This window comes from Candidatus Dependentiae bacterium, from assembly GCA_035445995.1.
In the GTDB taxonomy this organism is placed as follows: Bacteria; Babelota; Babeliae; order Babelales; family Vermiphilaceae; genus DAOMRS01.
In genome coordinates, this window is sequence record DAOMRS010000001.1 from 497,541 (window position 1) to 523,258 (window position 25,718).

Consider the following 25,718-nt stretch of genomic DNA (forward strand, 5'->3'; position numbering starts at 1 on the left):
TTATAAACTTTTTTTAGACACACAAGAGTACGTAATCGGGTACCCATCCAACTTTATTGTCGTAACGTATTTTGTACCACCCGGCAATCGCATCTTCTAACACTACTTCTTGCGCATATGCCAATGTACCTAGCACATGATACCGTTCATCAGGGCCGCTAAAAACCGATAGTTGCTCCTTATTAAACACAATTGCAACTTGTCGTGTACGTATACTATACGTATCATACAAAACCATACCATTGAAAAGAACAAATATACCGACTACCATAATCAATATTTTATACCAAAATCCACGCGTTGAGCGAATAATAAGCCAACTGAGTATAAACCACGGCAACAAAAAAAGTAATTGTAATACACATACAGAGATACCTCCGGTTCGTGCACGAATCGCCAACACTATAGTATCCCACCAAGAAAGTTCTACTTTTTTACCAAGTTTTTGCAACACCGCATGTTGATATACAACACTTGCGCGATATTGCGACGGAGTGGCACCTTTTAATGCGCGTTTATACGCTACGAGTGCTTGTGGGTATTGTTCTAATTGATATAAACAATTACCTATATTCAACCACACAGCACTGCCTTGCATCTGCATAGATTCATATGCAACAAGTGATTGTTGATAATCGCCCGCTTTATACAACTTATTTGCACGCAAAAATGTCTCTTGGTTGTTTGCAACAAGAGGAAGCGCCAAACCTAGTATCCACATGGATAAACGTTTCATAATATCCCCTCCAGCAAAATCAACCACTGCTGCGCATCATTAAATAACCTATCATCATTTTTATGCGTATCACCAAATACCTGTTGTACTACTATAGAAAAAAATTCATCCCACTGATTAATAACATGTGCAGACATACCGGCACTTTGTAAGCGCTCAATAATAAACTGTTGTGTAACATGCGTCGGTGCCACCATATAACGATCAGCAAAAAACTGCCGCATCACTACATACACCTGTGCATGATCATGATGAACACGTGCTTTATCCAGTTCTGCACGTGCCAGTTTAAATGCATTTTTTGCACGTACCATTTGCATGCTTTTTGCGCGATACCTCCTGATTGCACCACGAATGAGCAAAAAACCTACATAATAAAATGGTATAAAGAATACCATAAAAAACAACCACCACGGCAATGGGTGCCGCTCGTGCACTGGATACCACTTATCTGTTTCATCAAGCGCCATGCACTGTTGTTCAACAGGCGTGTCGATTTCTACGGTACTTTCGATAACATCACTCGCTGTTTGTGCAGGTTGTTGTATTGCAGCATTGGGTAAAACAGTAACCGCTAGAGGTATTGTTGTCAGCTTTTTATACGTACGCGATTTAGTATCAAAATAAACAAATGATTGTGCAGGAATAGTCCATTCACCTTCTTGCATTCCTTGAACAACATATTCAAATTTATTTACTAAAAAATGGTTGTGCGTCGGTTCAATATAATTTTTAGATTCATAGTACCGCAATGCATCTGGCATATGGCTCAACTGGGGAATTGTAAGAGCTCCCATATCACCATTACCTTCAATAGCAAGCGTTAATACCAATGCCTCACCAGCTTTTGCTACCGTAGGATGAACAGATGCTTCAAAACTAACAAATTCCCCTACCGCATACACCGTTTCTTTACATGGTGGCAACGGTGCAACTTCTATTTGAACGGCATTTGAATAAATACGTTTACGCTCTGCTCGGCTAAACATCATAAATGGCATATTATACGCGCGTTTGCCTTCTATTTCGTACTCAGCGCGACTTGCAGGAATTATCAAAGTTCCTGATGCTTCTGGATACAATTGCCACTCCCAGCGCTCGTAATAATATCTAGTTCCATTAATTTTTTCAGTACCAGATGTATGCTTATTCAAATCACCTACCAAGCGTGCACGTACAAATTGTGGTGGTTCAATAGTTTTTAGCTCAATCGAATCTTTTGCATAATAAAACGTAAGTACACAATTGATTTGCTCACCAACCACGGCACGCTCTTTATCCACCACAAAGCGCAAAAACGCTTCTTGCCCTTTGATTGATTCGGTCGATTGATCAACTTCTAGCGTAATGGTATTAGATGTCAGAGTTGTACCATTGTGCACAATAGTTGCTGGACCTACAATATGTTTACCTTGTGCATCCATGTGTACAACATATCGATATTGATATGCTCGCTGACCATTTATAATCATAAAGCTTTGCTGAGTACTATTAATGGTATATGATTGATTTTGAGCTAAGGTGGGTGCCGGCATTCTACCAGACACATCTTTCAAACTCACCTCCAATACAAAAGGCTCTCCTATGCCAATTGCATCAATTGGTCTACCACGCATAGATAATGCACGCAACTCCAGATCAGCTGCACGTAGAAAACATGCGCAATACAACAAACCAATAACGGCTATGGTCATTAATTTACCAACGTTTTTGTCCATGCTGCCCTGCCAAGTTTTTATCAATTGCCCGTTTAATCATTCGCTTGTTTGCTTGTGCATCAGCATCTTCTTGTTGCGCCAATACCAAGCGAATAAATTTTTCTTTGGGATCCAATGATTTCTCGTCTTCTGCTAGATCCTGCGCCTGTCCTTTTTCCGCTGAATTATCTTTTTTAGTTTCATGTGGTGCCTGCTGCCCCAATGCCTGATCTATATCAGATTGAGACTGTTCAGAAGTATCTGTTTGATTTTGTTGTTCATCCGGCATATCATAAGGTCGTTGTTCTTGTTGATCTTCGTCGGGAGATTTTTTATGTTGATTAGCTCGTTGTTCTTGCTCAGTTGTGCCTTGCTGGGAGTTTTGTTCAAGTTGTTGTTCTTGTTCATGCCCATCCTGTTTCTGGTCGCCTGTATCATTGGCTTGTTTGTTTTGCTCCCCATTTTGATCAGCATTATTCTCAGCTCCATCATCTTTATTGCTATCTTGCTTGTTATCTTGAGTATTTTGCTGTGATCCATCTGTTTGATCTTGAGATTTCTGATCATCGTTATTTTGTGCATCATCTTTGTGTTGATTCTGCTGATTATTTGCAGAGTTATTCTGTTGTTGCTGCTGCTTTTGCTTATCTTGCTGCTGATCTTGTTTTTGTTCTTCTTGTTGCTTTTGTTGTTCTTCTTCTTGCAACATCTGTTTTACAATTTCTAAATTATGCTGTGCACGTTCGTTGTCTGGATTAATGTCTAGGACTTGCTCATATGCAACAATAGCATCTTTCAACTGCTTTTGTTGGACATATGCATTACCCATATTAAAATATGCTTGTTCTTTTAAATGCAACGGTGCATCAGACTGCGTCACGTGTTCAAAGTACGCCTGTGCTTTTGGATATTCTTGTAAACGATACGCGGCAACACCAGCATCATAGAGTAGGTCGGCCCTGGTTGGTTGATCAACAAGCAATTGATTTATACTTGTTTGTGCGCTTTCCCAGTTATTTACATGAGTCTGCGTTATTGCTTTCCCATAATTAATAGCAGTGCCCATAGCACTCATATGATTATTCAAAAAAACAACTATAAAACACAAAACATACATCATAATAACCACTCAATCAGCAAACATACAAAACTTACCAATAAAAAGTACGGATATTGTTCTTCTAGCCGTGCCATATAACGCTCATCTAATGCCTCTTTTTCGAACTCCTGAACTTTTTTTACTAACATATGCACATCGCTGCCATCATCAGTTCCTGAAATATACATGCCTCCTGCATCCTGCGTTAACGTACGCAAAATTCCCTCATTCAAGCGGGTAATTACCACTGTGCCCTGCTCATCTTTTTGGTGCCCTTCTTGCATGCCATATTGATTATACAACGGTATTGGCGCACCTTCTTGGGTTCCTACCCCTATGGCAAAAATGCGCAAATTGTCTTCGTGTGCTTGGCGTTTAAGCACGTGTAAGTTACTCGAGAAATCTTCCCCATCGGTAAATAGTACTAATAATTTATTTTTTCTACTTGGTAATCGTTTGAACGCGCGTAGTGTTTCTTGTAACGCTTGGTCAAGTGCAGTGCTACCAGAAGAGATGGTCTCCACATCAACTTGATCTAAATATAAATTAAACGCAGAATAATCTGCTGTCAGCGGACACTGCACAAACGCAGAACCAGAAAATAAAATTAACCCAACTCGTTCTGCATCAAGTTGCTTGAGAATTTCTTTTATCTTTTGCTTGGCACATGTCAAGCGATCGGGAGCACAATCAGTAGCCAACATACTACGGGAAATATCAAGGGCAAAGAAAACATCACGCCCCTCTTGTAAAACTGTTTCTTCTTTTTTATTCCATTGTGGCCGCAACAATGCAAGACACAAAAAGAACACTGCTACTACGAGCAAAAAAGCCCTGATCATCAATTTGGTAAAAGAGAAATTTTTTATCAAAAACTTTGATTGGCCAACCAACATTGCGACCGCATGCTTTTTACGCCGTAACCAATACAGCAGCACAGCAGCTACACCAAAGACCAAAAGAAAAAAAATCGCGTGCTCAGGAGCACTCCACGTAATGCCAAATAAAAATGTGATCATATACTAAACCATACAAATGCTGATAAAAATAACTCTATACATACTAATCCGATCACACAGGCTACAAATGGAATAAAAATATCATAATACTTTGTAAATACTGGTACTTCTATTTCAGTTGTTTCAAGCTGATCAATCGTATCATATACTTCACGCATGCCTTGTACATCAGTTGCCATAAAGAACTGCCCACCTGTCTGCTGAGCAATGTCTTGTAATAATTTTTTATTTACGCCAAATCGACCAATCGGCATGCCAAACAAATTATGTATTACTACCCCGTCATCGCTACCAATACCAATAGTATAAATTTTTATACCAAACTTTTTGGCAACTTCAAGCGCTACCGATGGATCTATATCATCGGGTGACGGCTCACCATCGGTCAATAGAATAATGACTTTACTTTTTGCGTGCGAATCTTTCAATCGATTGACTGCTGTTACAATTGCCGTAGCTAACTTGGTTCCATCAGGATTAATCACACCAATATGCAGTTCATTAATAATGTCATGTAATAATTTTTTATCTGCCGTAATCGGTGCACGCGATACTGCATCTTGTGCAAAAATAACCAATCCTAATGCATCGTATTTACGTTTTTCTATGAATCGAATCGCTTCTGTTTTTGCCGCTTCAATTCTAGACAAATGACGGGGACCAAAATCATCATGTTGCATACTTCCTGATATATCCAAAGCAAGTACTATGTCTATACCTTCTGTGTGTACTTTAGAATGCGAATCAACCAATTGTGGTTTGCCAAGTAAAAAAGCCAACATTAATAACGATAGCAATCGCATTGCAAATAACACGGCTTTGTAGTACCCACTGCTCGTCAAATGACGATCATACAAAAAATTGCCAAGGGTATACTGATACAACACGCGTTTGACAATTTTTAACCGGGCAATAATTGCACCACATACCACAATAAGCGCTACATATAGCCAAATGCTTTGTGCAAAACGAAAGAAAAATTCATTCAACGTTTAAACCCTTCAGCTTGCTGTATAAACCATTCATGCACACGTTTTTTAAATAGTTCTTCATCTTCTCCGTTTGAAAATCTAAACGGTTTGCCAACCACCACCGTAACCGGATAGTTACGTACTAAAAAAGCGTTCGGTGGATACACTTTGTTAACGCCATGTATATATACTGGCACAACTTGACGCTCCGTTCTTTTGGCAAGTATAGCAAAGCCACCAAAAAAATCATGTATGTCATCATCCTGTGCAAAACGACTGCCTTCAGGAAATATCATGATATGCATACGATGTTTTTTAACTATATCCATTGCCTGCAATAATGAGCGCACCGCCTTCCATGGCGACGATGTATCAACCAACACCGCAATATACGGAAGCACGAATCGTAAAACGGGTGATTTCATTAACGCCGCAAGCGCTAGCCACACATGCGGTTGTCCTTTGGTTAACACACCCATTAATGGGATATCAAATGATGATTGATGATTACCGGCAAAAATTGCTGGTTCATCCGGTAAATTTTCTAATCCAATATAGGTTATTTTTAATAATGATACCTTCAATACCAAGGTATAAAACAACTGTACCATATTGAAAAAAAATTTACTTTCATACCGTATACGCTGCGGCAAAAATAAGTAAACAACCAAGGGTATAAAAAATATGATAATGATACATATTAATAAAAAGCGAGAAACTAAGGTCCGTACCAATGCACCGAAAGTACCCAACATACTGTCCCCCTGGTATTATTTGGGTTGATTAAAATAAACATCCGGTTGATCATGCAAACGTTTGATGTATATGGTGTTCCAGATGCAAATTGCAGCTAATTGCAACAGTAATAAAAAACAACTTTGTAGAAGCAGTACTATTTTAGTCACCATACTATCAGAACGCATCTGCTCAATAAATATGAAGAATACCCTATCCTGAATTTGTAACAATACATATAAGATACTACATAATATAAATAGTACGGGTAAATTAAAAATAACCATTTTAACCGCACGTACCAGACTCATCCACAACGACTTAATAGATCCCTCTGAATCAAAGAAAAATAACATGAACAAAACACCTAATGGCACTATAGGTGTATTTAAAAATGTAATACCGCTAATCATCAACAAAAATAACCATTCAGAAATACCAATATAATATATTCCCACGAGCATAATTACTTCAATAGTATACAGCATAAGCCAGTATCGTGTGTACCCGATAAAGTAAACACTATTTTTTTGCTTTACCGATGCTCGTGCTGCAAGAATAATCATACTCACTACCCATAGCCATACTAAAAAAAAGAATAAGCGATTAAGCACAAGAACAAGATGCGTAGCTAAACCATACACATTAACCAGAAAATATATACTACCAAGCCCTATCAATAATAAAACCCCAAAAGTACCAATCACCAGATACCATACATTCAGTAACGTTTTAAGCGCATCAACAATAGATTTGAGGGTAACCAGGGCCAGAGGCTTTAAAGAACCAGGTGCCAACAGGGCAAGTGAATCTCGCCACGAACGCATAACACGCATAATCATATTATTATTCCTTTCCAGGTATGAGTCCCTATTGCTACCCTGTATGATACTATAAAATACTAGTCAAGCACAAGGCCTTAAACAGGATCCTTTATATAGTAGACTTTTGCAATTATTTGACTTTTAGGAAATTATTCCACTAATATAAGGGGTAGTGTGCTACTTGATCTATACCAAGGGGGAAGCTTGTACCAATACCTATAATCTGAATACTATTTTTGATTTGAAAGATATCAGAATCATGGTACAAATAGAGGGCTAGATAATTAAGCGTCAAACTAAATGTGAGTATATGAAAAAGTTATTAATTGTAGAATCTCCGGCAAAAATCAAAACTATTTCCAAGTTCCTGGGCAAAGATTTCAAAATCATGTCCACCGTGGGACACATCAAAGATTTACCGCCAAAAAAAATTGGGGTAGAAATCACTGATGATAATCATATTGAAATTGACTACCAAGTACTGGAAGACAAAGAAAAAGTAATTGCCGAAATTTGCAAGGCTGCGCATGGTTCCGACATTATTTATCTTGCACCCGATCCTGACCGCGAGGGGGAAATCATTGCATGGCATATTGGCCAAGATATAGAAAAAGTTGCCAAAAAAAATGCCGAGATTCAACGTATTACGTTTAACGAGATTACCAAATCTGCAATAGAAGATGCCATCAACCATCCGGGCAAAATTGATATGAAAAAGGTTGCTGCTCAACAAGCACGCCGCGTACTTGACCGTTGGGTGGGGTATGAAGTATCTCCTATTTTATGGAAAAAAATTACTTCCGGGCTATCAGCAGGCCGTGTCCAATCGGTTGCATTGCGCTTAATTTGCGACCGTGAGCAAGCAATTCGCGATTTTAAGCCAGAAGAATATTGGACGATTGATGGTACCTTTGCACACAATACCGATAAAATTGTTGCAGCACTCACGCATATTGGTACCAAAAAAGCAGAAATTAAAGATGAAAAAACAGCGCAAAAGGTTACTAAAGAAATAAAAGCAGAAACATTTGTCATAGATTCTATAGAAGACAAATCGCGCAAAAAAAATCCGGGTGCACCGTTTATGACCAGTACGTTGCAACAAGCAAGCTATAACCGCCTTGGGTTCTCGGTCAAAAAGACCATGCAGGTTGCACAAAAATTATATGAAGGTATGCCACTCCAAGATGAGAGCACTCCTGTTGCACTCATCACCTATATGCGTACCGATTCACTTCGCTTGTCTGACACGGCAACCAAACAAGCACGTGATTTTATCAGCAAAAATTTTAGTAAAGAATATTTGCCAAGCAAGGCGAATGTCTTTGAACGAAAAACAAAAACAAAAGCACAAGAAGCTCACGAAGCTATTCGCCCGATTGACGTGAGTATTACGCCAAAAATTGCAAAACAATACCTACCTGCTGATGCAGCAAAACTATATGAACTTATTTGGAAGCGTTTTGTCGCATGCCAAATGAATGCAGCCGAATATGCACAACGACAAGTAACTATTAAAGGTGGTAAGTTTACCTTTAAGGTTACCGGCTCTACCCTCATATTTGATGGTTTTTTGAAAGTCTATACCGAAGACGAAGATGAAAAAGAACAAAAAGTAATCTTACCGGCAGACATCAAAGAAAAAGACGTGGTCGATTTGGAAAAACTGGATCCAAAACAACATTTTACTCAACCACCACCACGCTACACCGAGGCATCATTGGTCAAAGAAATGGAAAAAGAAGGCATTGGCCGACCAAGTACGTATGCAACCATTTTGAACACCATTCGTGCACGTGCATATACTACACTCGATCAACGTAAACGCTTTGTACCAACTGAGCTTGGTATGCAAGTGGTCAAATTATTAGTCGAACACCTACCACGCATTATGGACGTTAAGTTCACTGCTTTAATGGAAGAAGACTTAGACAAAATTGAACATGGCGATATTAAGCGCGATGAGCTTTTGATTGAATTTCATAAATTATTCAAACAAGAATTACAAGACTTTGTGGGTGAAGATAGTAAAAAAAGAATCGCTGAACCTACTGAAGTTACGTGCCCGGAATGTAAAGAACATAAACTTGCTATTCGTTTTGGCAAAGGCGGCGAGTTCTTGGGCTGCCTTGGTTATCCGGATTGTTCATTCACCTCGAACTTTACCCGTGATGAACAAGGTAAAATTCAATTGGTTACACCAGAAAAACCAAAATTATTAGAAGAAACATGTCCAAAGTGTGGCAAACCATTGCGTGAACTGGTTGGTAGATACGGCCCGTTTGTTGCATGCTCTGGGTACCCTGAATGTAAATATATCAAACAAAATAAAGCAGGATTCCCATGCCCTAAATGCGGTGGTGATATTGTAGAGCGCGTCTGGAAAGGTGGCAAATTCTGGGGTTGCTCGGGATATCCTAAATGTAAGTTTGCTATCTTTGATCAAATTGAAGAAACAAAATGCCCGCAATGCAAACTACCATTCTTAATCAAGAAATTTGATAAAGATGGTAATGTTACGTTGTATTGTTCTGATAAAGAATGTGGGTACAAGGAATAAGTGTTTTTATCAATTTAGTTACACTGTTATATTTTTGAGTTTTTCTTTTATCACAAGTTTTGCGCTTCCCGCGCGGGGCAAATATATTGCTTGCCCAATATATTTGATACAAAGGCAAAAAAGAGAAGAATCTCTTTTTAATCTCTCTTTAGCGCTCATACGGCAAACTCTCGCCTATATTTTCTGCTCATATTTTTAAATTGATCAAATTAACTTTGCTAATTTTATCCCACTATATACTATCACGCGGCTTCCAGCCTACGCTTATAGCTTCGGCGGACTAAAGACGGCAATTCCGCCATAGCTCAAAGAGCGACGGCAGAATTGCTTCTACGAGCGCGAATGAACCAATACATAAAATTAAAAGTCTTCTATCCGAGCACCTTGATGCGAAGCCGCGAAAGCGGATGAGTCAGCAGAATTGTGTGAGAATTAGGCCATCCAACAGCATGTTGCACTTCGACAAGCTCAGTGTGAGCGGAGGAGAAGTTGGTGCCTGTCCGTTCGTAGCTTGCCGAGCCGGAAGGCCCGGATAAGCGTAGACGGATATTTTAGTCCAGATCTTTTGTACACGCAAAAAATCTGGCGCTGCCCGCGTAGGGCAAACTTACAAAAATAAGAATAAAATATAATCAAAGTAAAAAATATAACGTAATTTAATAAAATCAAAATAGTTTACCAAATACACGTGCATACCTTACTGCTTTCGTAACACCATTTCATATTGCCTTCCCCGTTTGGCAACATGAGCAAAACCAACTTTTTTAAGCGCATGATAACTACGTTTATTATCAATATCTACATATGCGGTCAAAAACAATGCTCCCGTTGTTGCAAAATATTCTTGTGTAACTAACGCAAGTGCGTGTTTAAATACGCCGGTTCCCCAATGCGCATGATGCATCCAACAATACAACTGCCCCCGGTGTGCCTGTGCATCTCGAATTTCCACTGCACCTATTAATTGATCCTGCGTGGTATCAAACACACAATAAAACAACGTATTGCCTAATTGTTGTTGTACAATCCGTTCATATAAATACATTGCCTCCATCTGGAGAGATGATACATGCAATGCATCTTGTACCTCCGGAGAAAATTGCGCAAGATATGAGGCTATATAATCAGTACATAACTGCCGAATACAAATCGAATTATCTGATAATTTGTTCTTCTTCATAATGATCCCCTAGGTAACTAGTATAAGGACCATAGAAATCACAAATAAAGAAAACAAAAATAAAATGGCCCTATCATTTTGTTGATAAGGCCATGCATAGTACCAAAAAGTATATCTATCATGGTGGGAAACTAGACCACACAAAATCCTTCAGCACATTACCATCTGCTATAGCGGTAAAAATACCTGTTATAGCAACGCCAAATGCTGTTGCTTCACTTGCAATCCACGTTCCTGGACTTGGAAATGGATTTGGTATTAGAAAACCTGCCGGTGAGTTTATGCTACCAATAGATGGAAATATTGGAAATATAACGGTGACCGGACCTAATGAACCTATCGTATCTGCTATACTTACTCTCATTAAAAAACTTGTATCAATCGGACTACCGGCACATTCATTCCTGAGCAATATAATACCACGACTATTTGCCGTATGCGCAGGCCCCGGAAACGGTGGCAATTGACCAATATTAAAAGTACCGATAGTTATTGTTACAGGATCCACACTCGTTATTTCTGCTTGTCCTAAAATATTACGCACTTCATAACCACCTACGGCATTCTGAAAAGAAATGCAATCCTCTATACAAACATTCGATTGTGGTGTACCCGTTGTATCACCACGTGTATTAGCTGTATCAACTACAAATCCCACATCATTACATCTATCAGCAATACATTCCTTCATAAGTACTTCAGGACCTTCTATGAAGTATCCTCTTAAACTACAAAATTTAGCGGTGCAATTTTGAATTAATAGATGATCGCCATCTTCTGCAAGATGGAAGCCATGCTGATTACAATCTATAGCTTGACAATTTTTGATCACTGAGTTTGATGAATTTAAATAAAACCCTGTTCTATTACAATTTCCTGCAAAGCACCCATCATACGTATTGCTTACACTTTCATCTCTAAAGCCATTACCTTCAGAAACACTCGTGCCTCCAACTAATTCAACATTACAATTGAGAATCAAATTAAACACAGACGGATTAAGAATGGAAATACCATTACCATCAGCTACGTTACATACAAAGCAATCCTGAATAATTGATTCTGAAACACCACCGGTAAATCGAATACCATCTCGTATAACATCTTGTATGGTAATATTCTGGATTGTTACACCTATTAATTCATTAATAAATGAACCACCAAACGCATATATACCGATATCAAAATTTACAATGGTACCATTTTGAATAATAATTGCTTGACTAGGCTCTCCTACAACACTGATTGCAAAACTGTTATTGGATCCGTCACCTTGTATTATGTTGTTATCTAAATCCAGTACTACGTTATCTGAAATTATACTGATAGCGGTACCTGTTCCTATAAAGCTAATCAACTCTGATACACAATAAGTTCCCGGTTGTGTAATTGTGTATGGAATATCATCTTGAGTAATTTCAAAATCACAACCACAATCTGCTATATCGCATAAATCACTATTGGGTACATTAATAAGATCTGTACCATTATTGTTTGCAATATTGTTACAAACTACTAAGCCAACCGCTCCGGTACCATCTATTCCTACCGCATTGTTTATAGCTGAACTATCGCGTAGTTGGCAATTGTCTCCATCAATATCAAAACCAGTACCACTATTGCCCACTGCATAACAAGCTGTCATTAAGCCATTGTCACCCGCAATAACAAAACCTCCAGCATTTGATAATGCCTTGCAATCAGCTATACACCAATCATTTGAACTTGTATTTATAAAATATCCTGAGTTGCTATTTTGTTGAGTTATACAATCTTGGATTATTATTCTTAATGCAGCTGCTGTAACAGCTATACCAATAGTTCCATTGCTAACCGTACACTCCTGAACAGTGTTATCATTACCACCAATAGATATACCATTACCAAAATCATTTATTTGTATATTTCTTATGCTGCCGCGTACACCATCAAAGTCTATGCCGGTTGAAAAGCTGAATCCATTTACTATTTTACCATTTTGCACAATAACATTTCCCGCACCTGCATTCACTTTCACCCCAAGGGTACCACCATGTTGTGCATCAATCGTATGACCATACAAATCTAGGGTGACATAGCTCGTGGTAATGGTAATTGCAGTACCTGAAGAAAATTCTAAATCTTCTGCAACAGACCACACACCCGGTGTATCAATGGTCAATGGTATATCATGTTGTGCAATTTTAAAGTCACTGGCAGGTATCAAACACAAATCACTGTTTATTACATTCACTAAATCAGTACCATTGGCATAAACCAAATTATTACACACCATCAATGTTTGTGCTGATGTGCCTGCAGCTGCTCGAATACCGGCAGATGTATTTGATGCACTGGTACAATTGGTAATCTGGCAATTGCTACCACTAATATTAAACCCATCTGCACCATTGTTTTCTGCTATCGTATTTTCAAAAATACAATTGTTGACTGAAGAAGAACTTACCCAAAAACCATCTGCTGCATTTTGGCTTGCTATACATGCTCTTATTACCAAATCTGTAACAGTACCAAAAATTTGCATACCTTCGGCTGCACAATTATATATATTGCAACCCTCAAATACCATATTTGCACCACTGTTTATTACTATTCCCGCGCCACTAGTTGCATTCGCAATATGTACATTATTTACGGTAATTCGCTCCTTACCCGATACCCCGCTCCCTATAAATATACCATTACTCGTTGTGTTTTTTATGGTACCATCTTTAATTATCACATCATTCGCACCACTTACATTAATACCAATTAAGCTCGTACCTTCACCATCTATAAATCGATCCATCATATCGAGCGTTACACAAGATGAGGTAATGGTAATTGCTGCAGCTCCTGCAAATCCACCGTGTATATTTTCTACCAAACAATGCACACCCGGTTTATTTGCAACATACGGAATTTGTGTTTGTGTAATCAGGTAATCACACCCGCTGACTGCCTCGCCAGTCAATGTTACTGATATGGTAAAGCTAATACCATCTATAATATGATCTATTTTAGTGTTTATTACATCTACCGTTGATTCAATGTCACATACTTGTGATGACATATCATCAACTTCTGTACCTATACGAAAGGTCAGACCATGTAAATTTTCAGCTGGTTGTGGGTTTATGTTACCACAACTCGCATGAATGTGATGAGACACCAATAGTAAAATTAGTACATATATATAAGACAATACCTTCATAGAATAAGCTCTCCTTTTTATAGAACTACTTATTCCACTAAATAATAAATTTAGATCAAAGTCAACACTATAAAAGATTCACTAATATAACAAAAATAAAATGGCCCCTCCTTTTTAAAGGGAAGGGCCATAATTAAAATCATGATGTAAAATTATGGTGATGCGTTTGAACGGCTATTAAACACTGCAATGTCCGCTGCAGCCGCAATAAATCCTCCTGGTACAGATCCAAATGATTCATCAATATTACCTTGACCGTTAGTTTGTACCCCTAAAGTACTCGACAAGCGACGAGCTCGCTGTGATGTCACCGGACCTACAAAGGGTGTAAATAAGAATTCAAAATTATAAGCATCATTACGCGCTGTGGTACCAGTACCTACATCAACACTTGGATTTGCAATATTATCGAACAAATGAATACCTCGTGTACCCGTCATCTGATAACTACCAGGCGGCAAAAGACTTTCTGTTGCAACCAATGGATTAGTTTCTCCCAAATAATATGAATATCTACCAGAATCTGTCTCCGTACAATTAGAAACAGTTGCTACGTTAGTAGGATCAATATTGAATCCATCAATACCACTATTAATAGACTCACAATAACTAATCACATAACGAGATCCATCCAAAACCTGGAACCCATGCCTAGCACTGTCAACAGCACAACACTCTCTAAAAGTAACATTATTACCCTCAGCATGGAATCCGTCTAGGCCACTATTATTGGATATTGAATCAACAACTATATTATCATTACCTTCTACATAAAACCCATGAGAAGATGTATCACATGCGGTACAGTTTTCTATGGTATTATTATTTGTTACTACATCAAACCCTAGATTGGCGTTAGAAACTATTGTATTTACGACGGTAGCGTTATTCACTGCAATAGCAACACCCGTCCCTCCAATATTTTGTATAGTACAGTTTCGCGCAACAGGGCTTACTGCTCCTGATCCTATCCCAAGACCCGTTGCTATGATATTTTGTATTGTACAGTCATTGACTTCTTGCATTCTACCAACAATACCACCAAATAATCCACCTCCACTGACACTACAATTATTCACGTTTGTTTCTATATTAGAAACTATTATGCCCGAAGTTTCGCAATCATTTACAATCATATTTTCTATTAAAACAAATCCAGCATCACTTTCAACAGAGATTCCATTGTTAAAGTTAGTAATCAAACCATCTTTAACATAAACATTGGTACCAGAAATTACCAATGCCATATCAGTGCCAGATCCTTCTATTATTTTATTTTTCAAATCTAGCGTTACATCATCTGCAGCTACAATAATACCATTACTAGCACCAACCGTTATTGATTCTGCCAAGCAATAATTACCCGGTACGGTAATAGTATATGGAATATCGTTTTGTTGAATAATAAAATCACACCCCATTTTGCAAAGATTCCCATCTATGGTATTCACTAAATTAATGCCATTATTATGCACTAAATTGTTACACACTTCCAATGTTTGTGCTGATGTACCTGTAGCTGCTCTAATACCGGCTGATGCATTTGATACACTCGTACAATTTGCAATCTGGCAATTGTTACCACGAATATCAAAGCCATCTGCACCATTATTACCCGCTATGGTGTTTTCAAAAATACAGTTATTAACTGAAGAAGAACTTACCAAAAAACCATCTGCTGCATTTTGGCTTGCTATACATGCTCTTATTACCAAATCTGCTGCACTACCAAAAATTAACATACCGTTGGCTGCACAATTATATATGTTGCAACCTTCAAGCACTATATTTGCCCCACTACTTATTGCTACTCCTGAGGCACCTGCACTCGCAATATTTACATTGCTTACAGTAATACGTTCTTTGCCTGATGCCCCGGTTCCTATAAATATTCCCGTATCTGTTACATTTTTTATGGTACCATCCTTGATTGTTACATCATTTGCACCACCCACATTAATACCAATTAAGCTCGTACCTTCACCATCTATGAATCGATCCATCATATCGAGCGTTACACAAGATGAGGTAATGGTAATTGCTGCTGCGCCGACAAATCCACCTTGTATATTCTCTACCAAACAGTGAACCCCTGGCCTGTTTGCAATATATGGTATTTGGCTTGCAGTAATCAGGTAATCACACCCGCTGACCGCCTCGCCAGTCAGTGTAACAGATATTATCACATTAAAATCAATCTCATCAATAGCAGACAATATCGCATCCGTGTCGCTTGCAAGATCAACCTCAATCTCACACACTTTGCTTTGAATAATCTTGTTACTCACCTGGAACGCACTAGACGTATCATCTACCAAATCACCACCAGTATTTTGTTCGGAAATAGTATCAAAAACATCAATTGCAAAACATGATGCATCAAAATGAATACCCGCACCTTGGTTAGAGTGTGCAAAACTATCACACATTAAAATTGAATTAGTTGCAATAAAGTCAAAGCCATCGGTTTCATTACCAGACGCAATACAATTAATCAATAAAACGTCGGACAAGCTTTCAATCTCAAACCCTTTGGATGAATTCAAAAACGAGCAATTATCTAAAACAATATTGGCAATTAAAGGGCTTACCATGCACAATAAAAATAATAAAATTTTATTTATATGCTTCATCTCTACTCTCTTTATTAAATCAATGATCTAAAAAGTCTTATTGCAGTTTTTCCAGCCCTAATAACCGAATTAGTAATACTCGTTTTACTGACAAGAGGATCTTCGAAAGGATCATCGAATATTGGTAATACAATACCATTTCCATCGACCTCAATATTCAGTGCATCTAATAATGCTTTAGATACAGCAAACCCTTTTCCATTTACACCATCTCCTCCAATACCCCCTCCATTAACACTTTCAATAGCTAAATTAACAACATCTTCAAGATTAAACATCGTACCGTCAAGACCAAAGGCATCAGCTTTACTAATAAATGCCTGTATCGCTCCATTAAGGAGCACAAAATCTGATCCACCATTAAATTCAGATATACTACGAAGACTCATAGTATTAATATCAGTTCCATGCATGAATTCTTCAACAATATTCTCCGCTGCTGAATTTAATATTGACACCCTATTCATTATAGCAACTACATTACCTTTGCCGGCTATATCAGCTAAAGTTTGATTTTGCACTGACAAACTATTTCCATTCGATGCAGACAGCGCATTACCACTACTTCGGCTTATATCTGCTCCATCAATATCCGTATCGTCCACTTCAGAAAAACTCAGTGCATCATCTCCAGTATCATCAGAGCTAAGATTACGTCCCCTATATTGACCAATATTGCTATACTCTCGACCAATTCCACCAATAGATTGAATATCAGAATCTTCTTCAGAAAACTCCGTCCAATTACTACCACGAATTCCCGCGCCAGCTTGGCGTGCACTCGAATCGCGAAGACCAAAGATATCACCATCAGAAGCATCAATTACGTGACCACCAATATCTTCGTAATCTATTCCATCTGCATATACCTCATCCCAATCATCCCACACACTGCCATCACCACTAATACTGCTTAATCTCGAATTACGCCAACTAAACCTACTACCGCCACTAGAGGCATCAATCCCGCGACCATTGACACGTTCCGCATCTGCACCATACGCAAGTATTTCATCTACAGTCTCGAAAAAATATGCATTACCACCAATATCACTTGCACTTGAATTGCGCAAACTCAAAAAACTCCCACTCCCAGTCCCCCCAGCTCTAAATGCGTCTCCACTACTATGTCGTATGTTTACATCCTCAAATAGAGACTGAAAAGCATTATCAAGATCAATGGCGGCATCACCTACTGACCCATCAGAACTTAGACCTATAGCATCTATTAAATTTGTAAACCCAAATCGGAACGATGATTCACCCGACTCAGAATCACTTACATCTTCAAGGTCTATGATATCGTCATTATTGAACGAATAACCATTTTGCGAGCTACGCCTAGCACTCGAATTTCTTACACTCACCCTATCACCATTATTAGCCCGAAGCGCATCACCAAAAGAATCTTCTTGATCAAGGCCTTCCAAATCCAAGTCACCAAAGTCGTCAACTAAGATTGAAGCTGTACCCCCACCTGTGCGGTTAGTGCTTATATCTCTACCACTAAATGAATCTATAGCCTGCCCTAGGTATGCTTCTTCACCAGCACCATTAAGAATAGCCTGTTGAAGCTCCAAAAATCCTCCATTTTGCCAAATACTTTTGAAATCGGTTTCATCTGCAATAAAATCAGTTACCCTACCACTCGAATTAATGCTTCTGAGAGCACCGAAATTGTGTACAAGCCGCTGACCATCTATTGTAAAATCAGAATCCTCCATAAGTATAGCAGGCCCAAGAGATGTCCCATCTATACTCCCATTTTGCCCCACCAGCTGGCTGTTATTCCCTCGCAAACCTGAAAACGCTGAATTCACTACTTTATAACCATTAAATAAAATATTGCTCGAGTCTTGTGCACTTAGTGCAGTAGCCGTTGATTCAGCAGTGGTATCCTCGTCACTAACTGTATCTGAATCATCATAGCTAGCACCTAATAAAGAGTTAGCTATATCTCTACCTCTACTTATTATTTCGCTCGAACCTTCAAATAGAGACGCAATATTCGTATCTCCAAATGAGTCCCTGAACGAACTAAAGCTTCGGCTATTTCTCACGTTCTGCCCAATATTCGTGTTTGTAACAAGATTCTTTGTAGATGATACAAAACTCGCACCATCAGCCAACATCCCAATACCATTTTTTGCACCCTCAACTGCCCCCGTTATTTTGTTACTTTTAAGAGATAAATAGGTGGATCCTACTCCAGTTGCTATTGTCGCAGCAACACCAACAGCATCACCAATAATAGTGGCTGCTATGTTGTCAGCTATAGCAGCTCTAACACCTCTTAATTCAACTAGTAAATCTTCATTTGTAACACCACCTGTTACTTTACTATCTTGTACCGTAACACATTCACAATCCTCACAGCGAATACAACCACCACCATTCGGCTTAGTTATATTCACCTCCTTTACAGTGACTTGTTCTACGTTTTGGAATACAAAATATACGTTTTGTCCATCTGCTGACATTCCACATATATTTTGCACAATAGACTTACTCGATAAACTTGCTTTTATGGCATTACCAATAAAATTATTCAGAAAACCATTTAGAATGCGTGTATTTCTTACACCTTCCCAACAAATTGCACCAAAGCCTTGGTCCATACCATTAATAGTATTTGTTCCCAAATTTATCGTTACATTGTCAGCCTCAATTACTATTGCAAACTTATGCGTAACGGTCCAAATAATATCCTCAGTAATAACCACTACACCAGGCACACGGATAGTTACCGTTTCACCTGCATCAAAATTAGTCTGATCAAGTACAATACGTACAGGTCCGGCCAAAATATCTTGTATAATTTTTTCACTGGCAAATGTTGTTGATGAACTTGTGCCTTTGATATCAATCTCTAGATTGGCATTAAAATATGAGTTGACTACACATAAGTTTTGTACGTCAATTTCTATGCACAATCCTATATTATTCCCCATACCGTAACACCCATCCAACAATGCCGCCAAAGTATCTGCATCAAATATAAAGCCAGCATCATTATGCATCGCGCAGCAATCTTTACAGGTCACATTACAACCATTAATACGAAACCCTGCTCCTTCATTACTTAGTGCTGTGCAGGAGCTAAAGATAATATCTTTTGCTCCTGGACCAAATACTATATACCCACCATTAATATTTTCTTTACTTAAACAATTGGTACATACAATATTAGTAGTACTTTCGAACAACATGCCATTATGGAAATTAATTACGCGCACATCATCTAGCAACACATCATTTGAACCGGATATATCTATAGCAACTTGCAACGTAACAGTAATTGAAGCATCATTCATTAATAATGTTTCACGAATAATGGTGTCTTGCGTATTAATGATTATGATGCCAGCAGATGATGTGTTACAAATATCCAATCCATCTAGGGCAATTTTTTGTGAATCATTAACATATATTGCTACTTCATTATCACAAATGTGTGATTTTGTTATAGTCACATTAGTAGAATTATCAACATAAAAAACATTTTCGGTAAAATGGGAAATTCTACCGCCAATTATTGATACATTTTTATTATTGTGAAAACAAACAAACTGATTGGCCAAATTATTACCATCTATACTCAAATTAGCAAAATTCAGGACAACATTATCAGCTTGCACTTCAATCGCACAATCAAGCGTGGTAGTCAGCAATACATCGCTACCTACAAAACAATAGCGCCCCTCATGCGTAATCACAAACGTACCAACATCCAGTACATCTTGTAGATTTATAATTTCATCACACTCTATAGTATCCAAAATTTCGTCTATTTTGCTTTCTATAATTTCTAATTTGGAACAGATCATCGCATCGCCGGCTGAGCAATCAAGTTCATCAACCAAGCTTTCTATAATGCATGCTTTGGATGCAATAATATCCACTTCCGTACCAATACGATACGTCAAGCCATGGATATTTTCACCCGGCTGGGGATTAACAAAGGTGATAGCAGCCACGCAAGTACTACCAAACGAAAAAACAAATAATAAAATAAATAGACGTGATAACATGCACTTCATACCAATAAGCTCCCTTTTTTGTAAGAACTATTTTATTTCACTAAATAATAAATTTAAAGATAAGTCAAGCTCAAAAAAATACGCTCTACCATACTTGGCAGAGCGTATTTTTTTGAACAAAAAATTATGATTAATTAACCAACATTAGCCCAATAACCAATAGTGTCAGTTAACGAACCAGGACTAACAACTGGACCAATAGTAACACTCACAAAACCAGTACCAGTACCACCGTCAGCAGGACCTACACTGTTATTATAGAAGTAATTAACTCCCAAAAGGGCATCGTCCCAAAAACCACTGTTAGTAAAACTATTCACCCTACAACTTTGAATAAGGTTTTCTGCTCCGGTATTATCGAAATAAAAACCATCGGTAACATTAATCGCCGTACATTTTTCAAATAAGTTACCTGCACCTTCAACCACAAACCCTGTTTCTGTTTGACTAACTTCACAATCTCTTAATTGATTAGTGTCACCACCAACTAAGAATCCGCCTATACCGCTATTGTTTGAAATTGAATGAATAACTATATTATTGTTACCATCCACGTCAAATCCATAATTAGTTGCATCACACACAATACAATTTTGTAAAGTATTATTGGTAGTTACTATTTCAAATCCTAAGACAACATTAGATACTACTGTGTTTATGATAGTAGCATTATTAGTTGCAATAGCAACGCCAGTAACACCTGGTGTAGTATTTTGTATCGTACAGTTTCGTACAACTGGATCTACTGCTCCAGCTCCTACTTGAAGACCTGTTGCAATGATATCTTGTATTGTACAATCACTAACTTCTTTAGCTCTACCAATAATACCACCTAATAAACCACCTCCGTTGACACTACAATTATTTACATTTGTTTCTATATTAAAAACTATTATGCCCGTATTTTCACAATCATTCACAATCATATTTTCTATTGAAACAAATCCGGCATCACTTTCTACAGAAATCCCGTTTTCAAAATTAGTAATTAAACCATCTTTAACATATACATTAGTTCCGGTTATTACCAACGCTATATCAGTACCGGATCCTTCTATTATTTTATTTTTCAAATCTAGCGTTACATCATCTGCAGCTACAATAATACCATTGCTAGCTCCAACCGTTATAGATTCTGCTAAGCAATAATTACCCGGTACGGTAATAGTGTATGGAATATCGTTTTGTTGAATAATAAAGTCGCATCCCATCTTGCACAGATCACCATCTATGGTATTCACTAAATTAATGCCATTATTATGCACCAAATTGTTACACACTTCCAACGTTTGTGCCGGTGTACCTGCCGTTACCCGAATACCTGCTGATATATTACTAGACGATGAACTATCACGAATTTCACAATTGGTGCCCAGTATTTCAAATCCATTATCATCGTTACTTTGTGCATCACATGCACGCATCACGTTATCATTTCCTTCAACATAAAAGCCGTTCGCCGTACCACTCAAGACTGATACTGTATTTAGTGCAGCACACTCGCTCAAAACACAATTATTCGCTAATATATGGAACGCTCCTGTACCCAGAAATGGTATACTATTATTTATAGCTTTACATTGCAATAAACATGAATTAGCTGCATCAACAACAAATCCTGCATCACCATTACCTGATGCTATGCAATTTTGCAATACCATATCCTGACCATCCAGGCTAAAACCACCCAATGTCCCATCATATACCCGGCAATCTTGTATAAGAACATTTGATGCACCAACTGTCTGAATACCTGCGCCACCAGCGTGTGAAACCTGCACATTGGTAACTGTAATATTGCTACCTCTTAGGATAATAGCGTTACCTGTAGAACTTTTTACCTGACCATTCTTGATAAGTACATCCGCTACTATTGAAGACGTAATATTTATGCCTATAGCACCGCCATCACCTTCTATACAATGATCTTGTAGATTCAACGTTACACATGAAGTTGTTATGGTAATCGCATTACCTGAAGAAAATTCTATATCTTCCGCCAAACACCATACACCCGGTGTGTCAATAGTTAATGGAATGTCTGCTTGTGTAATAGCAAAATCACATGCGCAACATAATGATACGGTATACATAAGTTCATCAAGCTTAGAGTTAATCTCCATTTGCCCATTACATAAATTGCTATCCATAACACCGATCAAATTCGTGCCATTATTTTCTACAATATTATTACACACAACTAAACCAGTGCTCGCAGAACCATTAATACCAACTGTGTTAGATCCCGAAGTTGAATCAATAATTTGTACCTCATTACCCTCAACAAGAATACCGGTAGAGTTACCAACTGCTTGGCAGTTTTCAACAAGGCATCTATTGGTTAAAATACCAAAATTAAAACCTGTGGTATTATCTCCCGCCATACAATTGGTTACAAAAGAATCACTTACGCCAATGGCAAAACCAGTAACATTACTCATTGCAGAACAATTATTAAGTATATGTTCTGCCCCAAAGGTAGAGAATCCAGCACTCGTACAATTATTTGCCTTACAATCAATAAAACAAAAATTGCTTGAAGTATCAGGTATATTAAACCCACTTGCTCCAGCATTTTCTACTAAACAATTCTTCACTATAACACCAATACCATCTGCAGAAAAACCTGTGCTCGGCGTATCATAGATACGGCAATTAGTAAAAGTACAATCAGTACCAGAATTCGCTAAAAACACACCAACGGCTGCCCCACCTACACCTGACATCAAAATATCAACATCATTAACCGTGATATAATCTCCATTAAGATCTAGTGCTATAGTAATCACATCTTTGATAACACCATGTTGTATAGTAATATTTTCTGCAGATGGATTTAGACGAATTCCTCTTGCACCCACAGCTTGACCATCAATCATATGGCCTTGCAATTCTATTGTTACATCATTTGTATCAACTGTAATAGCATTAAGACCAGCGAACCCACCATTAATATCTTCTGCTAAACACCACACACCGGGTGTAGTAATAGTTAATGGAATATCATCTTGCGTAATAACAAAATCACATGCGCAACACAGCGAAGTGGTTAATAAAAGCTCATCAATTTTAGAACAAATGTTCTTGAGTCCTTGACATATATTACTTCCAGGCACATTGACTAAATCACCACCAGCATTATTATGCACCAAGTTATTGCACACTACCAAGCCAGTAGCCCCCAGCGCCCATATACCAATGCCGGCATTCGAACTTACCGAGCTGTCACGGATTTCACAATTATCACCCGCTACAAATATGCCATCCGATCCATTGTTCAATGCATTGCTAGAACGCATGGTCACACGGTCTCCTACTAACGAGTACCCCTCCAGACCATTGCCATCAGCCGTACAATTTGACACATAACATTCCGTACAAGTAATTCTAAAACCTGTTTGTATGTTATCTACCGATGTACAATTGTCTACCATTATACGAGCACTTATACGTCCTGATATATTATTTTGTAGTGCAAATCCATCGGAAACATTTTCATGCGCTATACAATTTCTGAGTATTACATCATTACCGGCTACTATAAAGCCATTAGCCGAATTTGCTGCATTTATGTTTTCTATAATAATATTATTACCATAAGTAACGCTAACCGCTGTACCTGCAACACCGGTTACAAAACCATTCTGGATCATCACATTTGTTATATCATCAGGTACAACTATACCATTAGGCAAAGTTCCCAAACCATCAATACAATGGCCTTGTAGATCAAGCGTTACACATGATGACGTAACTTGAATAGCTGATGTTGCAGGTGCACCAAGTGCTAAATCTTCTGCAACACACCATACACCCGGTGTAGCAATGAGCAATGGAATATCACCTTGACGAATAATAAAATCACATGCGTCACAGTTGTCACCTATGCCTATAAGCTCTTGCGAAAGATTGTCATACACCAGACTGTCGCAGAATATTAAGCCATTTCCTGTGTTATTAACCCCTACCGCGTTTCCTGTCATAGAGCATCCCCTAATCTGACAATTGTCTGCAGCTATGGCGATACCATCGGAAGTATTGTTAGTGGCAATACAGTTACTTAATATAGAAACATTACTCGACAATCCAATGTTAAACCCATCAACGTCGTTATCAGATGATTGACAGTTAAAGAAACAAACACCAGGGCTTGATGACACCACTTCAAATCCATTACCACCATTACCAGTTGCCACGCAATCGCGGAATGTCACAAAGCTCGAGCCACTCAGAACAAAAAAACCTTGACCGTTCGCCGTATTATAGGCACCACAATTTTCCACTATGATATTATCAGAATTAGAAATGCGGCACCCATTCGCCAAACAATCAGTTATGCCAACATTCTGTATAGTAACAAACTGACTATCTTCAACACGAATACCAACACCCGAACCGAGTGCAGTGATGGAACCATTACGTATCAAAATATCATTTACATTTTGTACAAAAATACCATTGTTACCACCTCCGTTACCATCAATACAATGCTCTCTCAATTCAATAGTAACGCATGAAGCAGCAACAGTAATAATATTGATACTGCCACTTAATGTTAAATCCTCTGCTACGCAATAGACACCAGGTTGTGTAATGGTGTATGGAATATCTGCTTGGGTAATAAAAAAGTCACACTCACAACACAGCGAAACCGTATAAATAAGATCATCAAGTTTGGAATCAATTTCGCAAACTTTACTTTCTATAATATCTGTTTTGGAATCAATAACATCGACTATACTTTCTATGATACAGACTTTACTTTCTATAATGTCTACTTTCGAATCAACAGTGTCGACTATGCTTTCTATGATATCAACCACTGAACTCAAGTCACACACTTTTGATTCAATAATACATTGACGCGATGAAACAATATCAACTTCAGTACCAATTCGAAAAGTTAGTCCATGCAAATTTTCACCCGGTTGTGGATTTATATTTCCACATTCGGCAAAAACTGGTTGCAAACTGCACAAAAAACTTAATAAGCATAGAAAAGTATATAGCATACGCTTCATAGCAACTCGC

At 38.1% G+C, this 25,718-nt stretch carries 13 protein-coding genes; 1 reads left to right on the plus strand and 12 read right to left on the minus strand.

What is annotated here, in order from left to right:
- Nucleotides 1–13 precede the first annotated feature (13 nt).
- Genes PK943_02420 through PK943_02450 form a run of 7 tightly spaced genes read right to left on the minus strand, consistent with a single transcriptional unit; the run spans nucleotide 14 to nucleotide 7,099 of the window.
- Nucleotides 14–736: a tetratricopeptide repeat protein gene (locus tag PK943_02420; protein HRN78066.1), complete on the minus strand. Its 723-nt coding sequence runs from the start codon at nucleotides 734–736 to the stop codon at nucleotides 14–16.
- Complete coding sequence (locus PK943_02425; protein HRN78067.1) at nucleotides 733–2,454, minus strand: BatD family protein; 1,722 nt, start codon at nucleotides 2,452–2,454, stop codon at nucleotides 733–735. Before PK943_02425 ends, PK943_02420 begins: the two co-directional genes overlap by 4 nt.
- A complete protein-coding gene (locus PK943_02430) occupies nucleotides 2,435–3,553 on the minus strand; it encodes a tetratricopeptide repeat protein (protein HRN78068.1) in 1,119 nt (372 codons plus the stop codon). Before PK943_02430 ends, PK943_02425 begins: the two co-directional genes overlap by 20 nt.
- Nucleotides 3,550–4,551 carry a VWA domain-containing protein gene (locus PK943_02435; GenBank protein HRN78069.1) on the minus strand — a complete coding sequence of 334 codons (1,002 nt, stop codon included), beginning with the start codon at nucleotides 4,549–4,551 and terminating at the stop codon, nucleotides 3,550–3,552. The genes PK943_02430 and PK943_02435 overlap by 4 nt, the downstream gene beginning before the upstream one ends.
- Nucleotides 4,548–5,540: a VWA domain-containing protein gene (locus PK943_02440; protein ID HRN78070.1), complete on the minus strand. Its 993-nt coding sequence runs from the start codon at nucleotides 5,538–5,540 to the stop codon at nucleotides 4,548–4,550. The genes PK943_02435 and PK943_02440 overlap by 4 nt, the downstream gene beginning before the upstream one ends.
- Nucleotides 5,537–6,277 (minus strand): lysophospholipid acyltransferase family protein, encoded by a 741-nt coding sequence (locus tag PK943_02445; protein HRN78071.1) that lies wholly within the window; start codon nucleotides 6,275–6,277, stop codon nucleotides 5,537–5,539. The genes PK943_02440 and PK943_02445 overlap by 4 nt, the downstream gene beginning before the upstream one ends.
- 15 nt (nucleotides 6,278–6,292) lie before the next feature.
- Entirely contained in the window at nucleotides 6,293–7,099 is an 807-nt protein-coding gene (locus PK943_02450) for a hypothetical protein (GenBank protein ID HRN78072.1), read from the minus strand.
- Nucleotides 7,100–7,391: 292 nt separating this feature from the next.
- On the opposite strand from PK943_02450, the gene topA reads away from it, so the two are divergent.
- Nucleotides 7,392–9,641 (plus strand): type I DNA topoisomerase, encoded by a 2,250-nt coding sequence (gene topA, locus PK943_02455; protein ID HRN78073.1) that lies wholly within the window; start codon nucleotides 7,392–7,394, stop codon nucleotides 9,639–9,641.
- Nucleotides 9,642–10,338: 697 nt separating this feature from the next.
- Here topA and PK943_02460 read toward each other — a convergent pair.
- From PK943_02460 to PK943_02480, 5 genes are all read right to left on the minus strand, one after another.
- The gene (locus PK943_02460; GenBank protein HRN78074.1) at nucleotides 10,339–10,821 is read right to left on the minus strand and encodes a GNAT family N-acetyltransferase; all 483 of its coding nucleotides are present in this window, start codon (nucleotides 10,819–10,821) and stop codon (nucleotides 10,339–10,341) included.
- A gap of 118 nt (nucleotides 10,822–10,939) precedes the next feature.
- Nucleotides 10,940–14,014, minus strand: coding sequence for a right-handed parallel beta-helix repeat-containing protein (locus PK943_02465; GenBank protein ID HRN78075.1), 3,075 nt, complete (start codon nucleotides 14,012–14,014; stop codon nucleotides 10,940–10,942).
- Between the two features lie 152 nt (nucleotides 14,015–14,166).
- Nucleotides 14,167–16,647 carry a right-handed parallel beta-helix repeat-containing protein gene (locus PK943_02470; GenBank protein ID HRN78076.1) on the minus strand — a complete coding sequence of 827 codons (2,481 nt, stop codon included), beginning with the start codon at nucleotides 16,645–16,647 and terminating at the stop codon, nucleotides 14,167–14,169.
- A 14-nt stretch (nucleotides 16,648–16,661) separates the two neighbouring features.
- A complete protein-coding gene (locus tag PK943_02475) occupies nucleotides 16,662–20,687 on the minus strand; it encodes a right-handed parallel beta-helix repeat-containing protein (protein HRN78077.1) in 4,026 nt (1,341 codons plus the stop codon).
- Nucleotides 20,688–20,821: 134 nt separating this feature from the next.
- Nucleotides 20,822–25,708, minus strand: a complete 4,887-nt coding sequence (locus tag PK943_02480; GenBank protein HRN78078.1) for a right-handed parallel beta-helix repeat-containing protein — start codon at nucleotides 25,706–25,708, stop codon at nucleotides 20,822–20,824.
- Nucleotides 25,709–25,718 lie beyond the last annotated feature (10 nt).

What these genes read in the sequence shown, in the direction of transcription:
- PK943_02445 (HRN78071.1), bottom strand. Translation starts at nt 6,277, where the DNA reads ATGTTGGGTACTTTCGGTGCATTGGTACGGACCTTAGTTTCTCGCTTT.
- PK943_02450 (HRN78072.1), bottom strand. Translation starts at nt 7,099, where the DNA reads ATGATTATGCGTGTTATGCGTTCGTGGCGAGATTCACTTGCCCTGTTG.
- PK943_02475 (HRN78077.1), bottom strand. Translation starts at nt 20,687, where the DNA reads ATGAAGTGCATGTTATCACGTCTATTTATTTTATTATTTGTTTTTTCG.
- PK943_02470 (HRN78076.1), bottom strand. Translation starts at nt 16,647, where the DNA reads ATGAAGCATATAAATAAAATTTTATTATTTTTATTGTGCATGGTAAGC.
- PK943_02465 (HRN78075.1), bottom strand. Translation starts at nt 14,014, where the DNA reads ATGAAGGTATTGTCTTATATATATGTACTAATTTTACTATTGGTGTCT.
- topA (HRN78073.1), top strand. Translation starts at nt 7,392, where the DNA reads ATGAAAAAGTTATTAATTGTAGAATCTCCGGCAAAAATCAAAACTATT.
- PK943_02435 (HRN78069.1), bottom strand. Translation starts at nt 4,551, where the DNA reads ATGATCACATTTTTATTTGGCATTACGTGGAGTGCTCCTGAGCACGCG.
- PK943_02430 (HRN78068.1), bottom strand. Translation starts at nt 3,553, where the DNA reads ATGATGTATGTTTTGTGTTTTATAGTTGTTTTTTTGAATAATCATATG.
- PK943_02425 (HRN78067.1), bottom strand. Translation starts at nt 2,454, where the DNA reads ATGGACAAAAACGTTGGTAAATTAATGACCATAGCCGTTATTGGTTTG.
- PK943_02420 (HRN78066.1), bottom strand. Translation starts at nt 736, where the DNA reads ATGAAACGTTTATCCATGTGGATACTAGGTTTGGCGCTTCCTCTTGTT.
- PK943_02480 (HRN78078.1), bottom strand. Translation starts at nt 25,708, where the DNA reads ATGAAGCGTATGCTATATACTTTTCTATGCTTATTAAGTTTTTTGTGC.
- PK943_02460 (HRN78074.1), bottom strand. Translation starts at nt 10,821, where the DNA reads ATGAAGAAGAACAAATTATCAGATAATTCGATTTGTATTCGGCAGTTA.